The organism is Streptomyces sp. AB3(2024) (assembly GCF_041862025.1).
Lineage (GTDB): Bacteria > Actinomycetota > Actinomycetes > Streptomycetales > Streptomycetaceae > Streptomyces.
Genome location: NZ_JBGWAB010000209.1, coordinates 1 through 8,680 on the forward strand (window position 1 = coordinate 1; position 8,680 = coordinate 8,680).

Below are 8,680 nucleotides of genomic sequence, written 5' to 3' on the forward strand. Positions count from 1 at the left end.
CTCCGCAGCCTCCAGCGCGATCATCACCCCACCCGAAGGCAGCGCCTGCATCAACCGCCCGCGGGCGGCCACCAACACGCACGCATCGTCCAGCGACAACACCCCCGCCACGTGCGCGGCAGCGATCTCACCGATCGAATGCCCGGACACGAAGTCGGGCCGGACACCCCAGCTCTCCACGAGCCGGAACAGCGCCACCTCCACCGCGAACAACGCCGGCTGCGTGAACTCCGTACGGTCCAACAGCTCCGCATCCGTACCGGACAGCGCTTCCTTCAGCGGAAGTTCCAGCCGCTCGCACACCGCATCCAGCGCGGCGGCGAACACCGGGAAGGCGTCGTACAGCTCACGTCCCATCCCCAGGCGCTGGCTGCCCTGACCCGTGAACAGGAAGGCGAGCTTCTCCCCCGCCGCCGGTGAGCCCAGGGCCAGGCCCGCAGCCGCGCGGCCCTCCGCGAGGGCCGTCAGGCCGGCGCGGAAACCGTCGCGGTCCGAGGCGACCACGGTGGCGCGGTGCTCGAAGACGGCCCGGGTCGTCGCCAACGCGTGCCCGATGGAGACGGGTTCCGCCTCCGGGTGGGCCTCCAAGTGGGCCAGGAGCCGCTCGCCCTGGGCGCGCAGGGCGTCGGGAGTGCGGGCGCTCAGGTGCCACGGGAGCGCCGTCCGGGGCGCGGCCGGGGCGGCCGGGGTTTCGGCGGCGGACCCGGCCGGTGCTTCGGGGAGTTCCACGATGGCGTGGGCGTTGGTGCCGCTCATGCCGAAGGAGGAGATGCCCGCGCGGCGCGGCCGGCCCGTCTCGGGCCAGGGGCGCTGCTCGGTGAGCAGCGAGACCGCGCCCGCCGACCAGTCGACGTGCGGGGACGGCTCGTCCACGTGCAGGGACTCGGGCAGGATGCCGTGGCGCATCGCCTGGACCATCTTGATGATGCCCGCGACACCGGCGGCGGCCTGCGTGTGGCCGAAGTTGGACTTGATGGAGCCCAGCCACAGGGGGCTGCCCTCGGGCCGGTCCTGGCCGTACGTGGCCAGCAGGGCCTGGGCCTCGATGGGGTCGCCGAGCCGGGTGCCGGTGCCGTGCGCCTCGACCGCGTCCACGTCGGCGGCGGTCAGGCCGGAGTTGGCGAGGGCCTGGCGGATGACGCGCTGCTGGGACGGGCCGTTGGGGGCGGTGAGGCCGTTGCTGGCGCCGTCCTGGTTGACGGCGGTGCCGCGGACCACGGCGAGGACCTGGTGGCCGTTGCGGCGGGCGTCGGAGAGCCGCTCGACGAGGAGCATGCCGACGCCCTCGCCCCAGGCGGTGCCGTCGGCGGCGGCGGCGAAGGGCTTGCAGCGGCCGTCGGCGGCGAGGCCGCGCTGGCGGCTGAACTCGGTGAAGACGTCGGGGGTGGTGATGATGGTGACGCCGCCGGCCAGGGCGATCGAGCACTCGCCGGCGCGCAGCGCCTGGGCCGCGAGGTGCAGGGCGACCAGCGAGGAGGAGCAGGCGGTGTCGACGGTGACGGCGGGGCCCTCGAAACCGAAGGTGTAGGAGACCCGGCCGGAGGCGATGCTGCTGGAGCCGCCGGTGCCGAGGTAGCCCTCGACGCCCTCGGGGACGGTGTTGAGGCGGGACACGTAGTCGTTGTGCATCTGGCCGACGAAGACGCCGACCTGCTGTCCGCGCAGGCCCGTCGGGTCGATTCCGGCCCGCTCGAAGGCCTCCCAGGAGGTCTCCAGCAGCAGCCGCTGCTGCGGGTCCATGGCGAGGGCCTCGCGGGGGTTGATCCCGAAGAAGGAGGGGTCGAAGTGGTGGGCGTCGTAGACGAAGCCGCCTTCGCGGGCGTACGAGGTGCCGGGGCTGTCGGGGTCGGGGTCGTAGAGCGCCTCGGTGTCCCAGCCGCGGTCGGCGGGGAGGTCGGCGATGCCGTCGCGTCCTTCGGCGAGCAGTTCCCACAGGTCCTCGGGGCTGCGGACGCCCCCGGGGAAGCGGCAGCTCATGGCGACGATGGCGATGGGGTCGTCGGCCTCGGCGGCGGCCGTGTGTGCCGGGAGGATCGCGGCGGCGGCCGCGGAGCCGAGGAGTTCGTCCTTGAGGTAGCCGGCCAGGACGGTCGGGGTCGGGTAGTCGAAGACGAGGGTGGCGGGCAGGCGGACACCGGCGGTGGCGCCGAGGCGGTTGCGGAACTCGACGGCGGTCAGCGAGTCGAAGCCGAGGTCCTTGAAGGCGCGGCCGGGTTCGACGGCGTCGGGGGTGGCGTGGCCGAGGACGGCCGCGACCTGGTCGCGTACGAGGTCGAGCAGGAGTGCGTCCCGCTCGCCCTCGGGCAGTCGTACGAGCCGTTCCACCAGCGGGGTTCCGGTGCGGGCGGAGGTGACTTCGACGGCGCGGCGGGCGGGGGCGCGGACCAGGCCCCGCAGCAGGGCGGGAACCATGCTCGCGTCGGCCTGGCGCAGCGGCGCGAGGTCGAGCTGCATGGGGACGAGGTGGGCGTCACCGGTGCGGTGGGCGGTGTCGAGGAGGGCGAGGCCCTCCTCGGAGGAGAGGCCGAGGACGCCGGAGCGCGTCATGCGGTCCTTGTCGGCGCTGTCGAGATCGCCGGTCATGCCGCTGGCCTCGGCCCACAGACCCCAGCCGAGGGCGGTGGCGGGCAGGCCGTGGGCCTGGCGGTGGCGGGCGAGGGCGTCGAGGAAGACGTTCGCGGCCGCGTAGTTGGCCTGGCCGGCGCCGCCGAAGGTGCCTGCGGCGGAGGAGAAGAGCACGAAGTCGGCCAGGTCGAGCCGGCGGGTCAGTTCGTGCAGGTGGAGGGCGGCGTCGGCCTTGGGGCGCAGGACGCGGTCGACCCGTTCGGGGGTGAGGGCTTCGGCGATGCCGTCGTCGAGGACGCCGGCGGTGTGGACGACGGCGGTCAGCGGGTGCTCGGCCGGTACGGAGGCCAGCAGCGCGGCGAGGGCCTCGCGGTCGGCGGCGTCGCAGGCGGCGATGGTGACCTCGGCGCCGAGCGCGCGCAGTTCGGCGGCGAGTTCGGCGGCGCCGGCGGCCTGTTCGCCGCGGCGGCTGGTGAGGACCAGGCGGCGGGCTCCCCGGGCGGTGACGGCGTGCCGGGCCACGAGGGCGCCCAGCGTGCCGGTGCCGCCGGTGATGAGGACGGTGCCCTCGGGGTTCCAGGCGGCGGGCACGGTCAGCACGATCTTGCCGGTGTGGCGGGCCTGGCTGAGGTAGCGGAACGCCTCGGGCGCCTGGCGCAGGTCCCAGGCGGAGACCGGGATGGCGTTCAGGGCGCCGGATTCGAAGAGGCCGAGGAGCTCGGTGAGCATCTCCTGGATGCGGTCGAGGCCGGCTTCGGTGAGGTCGAACGCCTGGTAGGAGACGCCGGGGTGGGCCCGGGCGACGTCCTGGGGGTCGCGGACGTCGGTCTTGCCCATCTCCACGAAGCGGCCGCCGCGCGGCAGGAGCCGCAGCGAGGCGTCGACGAACTCGCGGGCGAGGGAGTCCAGGACGACGTCGACGCCGCGGCCGTCGGTGGCCGTCCGGAAGGTGTCCTCGAAGTCGAGGGTGCGGGAGGAGGCGATCCGGTCGTCGGTCAGGCCGAGTCCGCGCAGGGTGTCCCACTTGGCGGGGCCGGCGGTGGCGTAGACGTCGGCGCCCCAGTGGCGGGCGAGCTGCACGGCGGCCATGCCGACGCCGCCGGCGGCGGCGTGCACGAGGAGGGTCTCGCCGCGGCGCAGGCCGGCGAGGTCGTGGAGGGCGTAGTAGGCCGTCATGAAGACGATCGGTACGGCCGCTGCCTCGGCGAAGGTCCAGCCCTCGGGCATGGGGGCGATCATGCGCCGGTCGACGACGGCCAGCGGGCCGAAGGCGCCGGGCAGCATGCCCATGACGCGGTCGCCGGGGGCGAGGTCCGTGACGCCGGGGCCGGTCTCCACGACGGTGCCGGCGCCTTCGCTTCCCATCAGGCCCGGGTCGCCGGGGTACATGCCGAGGGCGTTGAGGACGTCGCGGAAGTTGAGGCCGGCGGCGCGGACCGCGACGCGGACCTGGCCGGGCTCCAGCGGGGCCTCGGACTCGGGGCTCGGCAGCAGGGTGAGGTGGTCGAGGGTGCCCTTGTCCTCGATGTCCATGCGCCAGGCGGAGCCGTCGGCGGGCGGGGTCAGCGGGGTGGTGGCGGGGACCCGGGCGAGGCGCGGGGCGTGGACGGTGCCGCGGCGGACCGCGAACTGGGGCTCGTCGGTGGCCAGGGCGGCGGTGAGGAGCTCGGTGGGGGTGTCGCCGTCGAGGTCGGCCAGGACGAAGCGGTCGGGGTTCTCGGCCTGCGCGGAGCGGACCAGGCCCCAGACGGGGGCGTGGACGGGGTCGGTGAGGTCCCAGTCGCCCTGGGTGGCGACGGCGCCCCGGGTGACGAACACCAGCCGGGAGTCGGCGAAGCGGTCGTCGGCGAGCCAGCCCTGGACGAGGGCGAGGGCGTGGTGCGTGGCGGCGCGGACGGCGTCCGGGGTGAGCTCCCGCGCCGTCGCGGACGGCAGGGGGGCGAGGACGCACGCGGGGGCCGGGGTGCCGGCGTCGAGGGCGGCGGCGAGGGCCGCGAGGTCGGCGTGCGGCCGGCCGGGCAGCGCGGTGGCGGCATCGGCGCCGGTGGCGACGGCTGCGTCGGCGGCGGCGCCGGTGGCGAGGACGGCCCAGGCGGTGTCCTCGGCTGCGGCCCCGGTGGTGGCGGGCAGCGGCAGGGTGGCCCAGTCGATGCGGAACAGCGACTCGTGGTGGGCGGTGCGCGGGGCGCCGGCGAGCCGGTCGGCGGAGACGGGCCGCACGATCAGGTGGTCGACGGCGGCGACGGGTGCGCCGGTGGTGTCGGCCAGCTGGAGGGTGAGGGCGTCCTCCCCCTCGGCGGTGAGGCGCACCCGCAGGGCGGCCGCACCGACGGCGTGCAGGGACACGCCGCGCCAGGAGAAGGGCAGTCCGGCCCGGCGGTCGCCGTCGGTGGACGGCCTGACGAAGGTGGCGTGCAGGGCGGCGTCGAGGAGGGCCGGGTGCAGGCCGAACCGGGCGGCCTCCGTCTGGAGGCCCTCGGGCAGGGCGACCTCGGCGTAGACGTCCTCGCCGAGGGTCCAGGCGGCGCGCAGGCCCTGGAAGACGGGCCCGTAGGCGAATCCGCCCTGGCCGAGGTGCTCGTACAGGCCCTCGACGGTGACGGCTTCGGCGCCGGGCGGGGGCCAGGCGGCGAGGTCGAAGGCGGGGCGCGGGGCGCCGGTGGCGAGGACGCCCGCGGCGTGTCGGGTCCACGGCTCGTCGTCGGCGGCGTCCGGGTCGCCGGAGTACAGGTCGAGGGTGCGGCGGCCGTCCCGGTCGGGGGCGCCGACGACGATCTGGAGGCGGACGGCGGTGTGCGGGGCCAGGACCAGCGGCGCTTCGAGGGTGAGTTCTTCCAGGACGTCGCAGCCGGCCTGGTCGCCGGCGCGGATGGCCAGCTCGACGAAGGCGGTGCCGGGCAGCAGGACGGTGCCCATGACGGCGTGGTCGGCGAGCCAGGGGTGGGTGTCGAGGGAGAGCCGGCCGGTGAAGAGGAAGCCCTCGCCGTCGGCGAGCGGTACGGCGGCGCCGAGCAGCGGGTGGTGGGCGGCGCCCAGACCGGCCGATTCGACGTCGCCGATGAAGCCGGCGGGCGCTTCGAGCCAGAACCGGCGCCGCTGGAAGGCGTACGTGGGCAGGTCGGTCCGGCGGGCGCCGGTGGCGGCGAAGTACGCGGACCAGTCGAGCGGGACGGCCCGGGTGTGGAGGGCGGCGACGGCGGCGGCGAGCGCCTCGGCCTCGCCGCGGTCGCGGCGCAGGGCCGGGACGAACACGGCGTCGGACGCGGAGCCGGTGTCGGTGTCGGTGTCGCCGAGGCAGTCGCGGCCGAGGCCCGACAGGACGCCCTGCGGGCCCAGTTCGAGGTAGGTGGTGACGCGTTCGGCGTCCAGGGTGCGGATGCCGTCGAGGAAGCGGACGGCTTCGCGGACGTGGGCGACCCAGTGTTCGGGGGTGCGCAGTTCCTCGCCCGCGACGGCGCCGGTGAGGTGGGTGACGACGGGGAGGGTGGGCGCGTGGTAGGTGAGCGAGGCGGCGACGTCGCGGAAGGCGTCGAGCATGCCGTCCATCAGCGGGGAGTGGAAGGCGTGGCTGACGGTGAGCCGCTTGGTCTGGCGGCCGCGGCGCTCGAACTCGGCGGCGATCTCCAGGGCGAGGTCCTCCTCGCCGGAGATGACGACGGCGGCGGCGGAGTTGACGGCGGCGATGCCGATCCGGTCCTCGTGGCCGGCCAGCAGCGGCCGGACCTCGTCCTCCGTGGCGCTCAGCGCGATCATCGCCCCGCCGGCCGGGAGTTCCTCCATGAGGCGGCCGCGGGCGGCGACCAGCCTCGCCGCGTCGGGCAGGGTGAGGACGCCCGCGACGTGCGCGGCGGTGATCTCGCCGATGGAGTGGCCGGATACGAAGTCGGGCCGCACCCCCCAGGATTCGACGAGCCGGTAGAGCGCGGTCTCCAGGGCGAACAGGGCGGGCTGGGTGTAGCCGGTCCGGTTCAGCAGCTCGGAGTCCTCGGCGAACAGGACGTCCTTGAGGGACTGTTCGAGGTGCGGGTCGAGGGCGGCGCAGGCCTCGTCGAGGGCGGCGGCGAAGACCGGTTGGGCGGCGTACAGTTCGCGGCCCGTGCCGGGGCGCTGGCTGCCCTGTCCGGTGAAGAGGACGGCGAGGCGGCCGTCGGCGGTGTCGTGCCGCACGAGCCGGGCGGCGTCCTTGCCCGCGGCGAGCGCGGTGAGCGCGGCCAGCAGCTCGTCGCGGTCCCCGGCGACGACGGCGGCCCGGCGGTCCAGCGCGGTGCGGGTGGTGGCCAGGGAGAACGCCACGTCGGCGGGGGCGGCTTCGGGGTGGGCGGCGAGGTGGCCGGCGAGGCGGGCGGCCTGGGCGCGCAGCGCGTCGGGGGTACGGCCGGCGAGTACGAAGGGGAGCGGGGCTCCCTCGGTGAGCGGGGCCGTGCCGGGGCCCGCCGCGCTCTCGTCGGTCTGCTCCAGCGGCGGCTGCTCGATGATGACGTGGGCGTTGGTGCCGCTGACGCCGAAGGAGGAGATGCCGGCGCGGCGCGGACGGTCCGTCTCGGGCCAGGCGGCAGCTTCGGTGAGCAGCTCGACGGCGCCGGCGGTCCAGTCGATGTGCGGGGAGGGCTCGCCGATGTGCAGGGACGCGGGCAGGACGCCGTGGCGCATCGCCTGGACCATCTTGATGATGCCGGCGGCGCCGGCGGCGGCCTGGGTGTGGCCGATGTTCGACTTGATGGAGCCCAGGCGCAGCGGCCGGTCCCCGGGGCGGCCCTGGCCGTAGGTGGCGAGGAGGGCCTGCGCCTCGATGGGGTCGCCGAGGGTCGTGCCGGTGCCGTGCGCCTCGACGGCGTCGACGTCGGCGGCGGTCAGGCCCGCGTGGGCCAGGGCCTCGCGGATGACGCGCTGCTGCGAGGGGCCGTTGGGGGCGGTGAGGCCGTTGGAGGCGCCGTCCTGGTTGACGGCGGTGCCGCGGACGACGGCGAGCACGGGGTGGCCGTTGCGGCGGGCGTCGGAGAGGCGCTCGACGAGGATCATGCCGGCACCCTCGGCCCAGCCCGTGCCGTCGGCGTCGGCGGAGAAGGACTTGCAGCGGCCGTCGGTGGACAGGCCGCGCTGGCGGCTGAAGTCGATGAAGGTGTCCGGGGTGGACATGACGGTGACGCCGCCGGCGAGCGCCATGTCGCACTCGCCGCTGCGCAGGGCCTGTGCGGCCAGGTGCAGGGCGACGAGGGAGGAGGAGCAGGCCGTGTCGATGGTGACGGCGGGGCCCTCCAGGCCGAAGGTGTAGGAGATGCGGCCGGAGGCGACGCTGCCGGCGGTGCCGGTGCCGAGGTAGCCCTCCAGGCCCTCGGGGACGGCGGGGAGGCGGGTCAGGTAGTCGTGGTACATGACGCCGGCGAAGACGCCGGTGCGGCTGCCGCGCAGCGACGAGGGGTCGAGTCCGGCCCGCTCGAACGCCTCCCAGGAGGTCTCCAGCAGGAGCCGCTGGTGCGGGTCCATGGCCAGGGCCTCGCGCGGGTTGATGCCGAAGAGGTCCGGGTCGAAGTCGGCGGCGTCGTGCAGGAAGCCGCCGGTACGGGTGTACGAGGTGCCGGCGCGGCCGGGGTCGGAGTCGTAGAGCCCGTCGAGGTTCCAGCCGCGGTCCGTGGGGAAGTCGGAGATCGCGTCGACGGAGCCGGCGACGAGCTGCCACAGCTCCTCGGGGGTGCTGACTCCGCCGGGGTAGCGGCAGGCCATGGCGACGATGGCGATGGGCTCGTCGGCGACGGCCGGGGCGCCGGCGGCGGCGTGCGCGGCGGGGGCGGCCCGGTCGCCGAGGAGTTCGGTGCGCAGGAACGCGGCGAGGGCGTTCGGGGTGGGGTAGTCGAAGACCAGGGTGGCCGGCAGCCGGACGCCGGTGGCGGAGCCGAGGCGGTTGCGCAGCTCGACGGCGGTGAGCGAGTCGAAGCCGAGTTCCTTGAAGGCGCGGCCGGGGTCGACGGCGTCGGGGCCGGGGAAGCCGAGGACTGCGGCGACCTGGACGCGGACGGTGGCGAGCAGCAGCCGGTCGCGTTCGGCGGCGGTCAGCGGCAGGAGCCGCTCGGCGAGGCCGTCGGCGGGGGCGGCGCCCTGGTCGGCCGCGGTGCGGCGG

1 protein-coding gene is annotated in these 8,680 nt (G+C 75.8%); it reads right to left on the minus strand.

Going from position 1 to position 8,680, the window contains the following annotated elements; genetic code table 11:
* Nucleotides 1–8,680, minus strand: an 8,680-nt coding sequence (locus ACEPPI_RS38635) for an SDR family NAD(P)-dependent oxidoreductase (RefSeq protein ID WP_373919936.1), incomplete at both ends; no start/stop codon positions are given.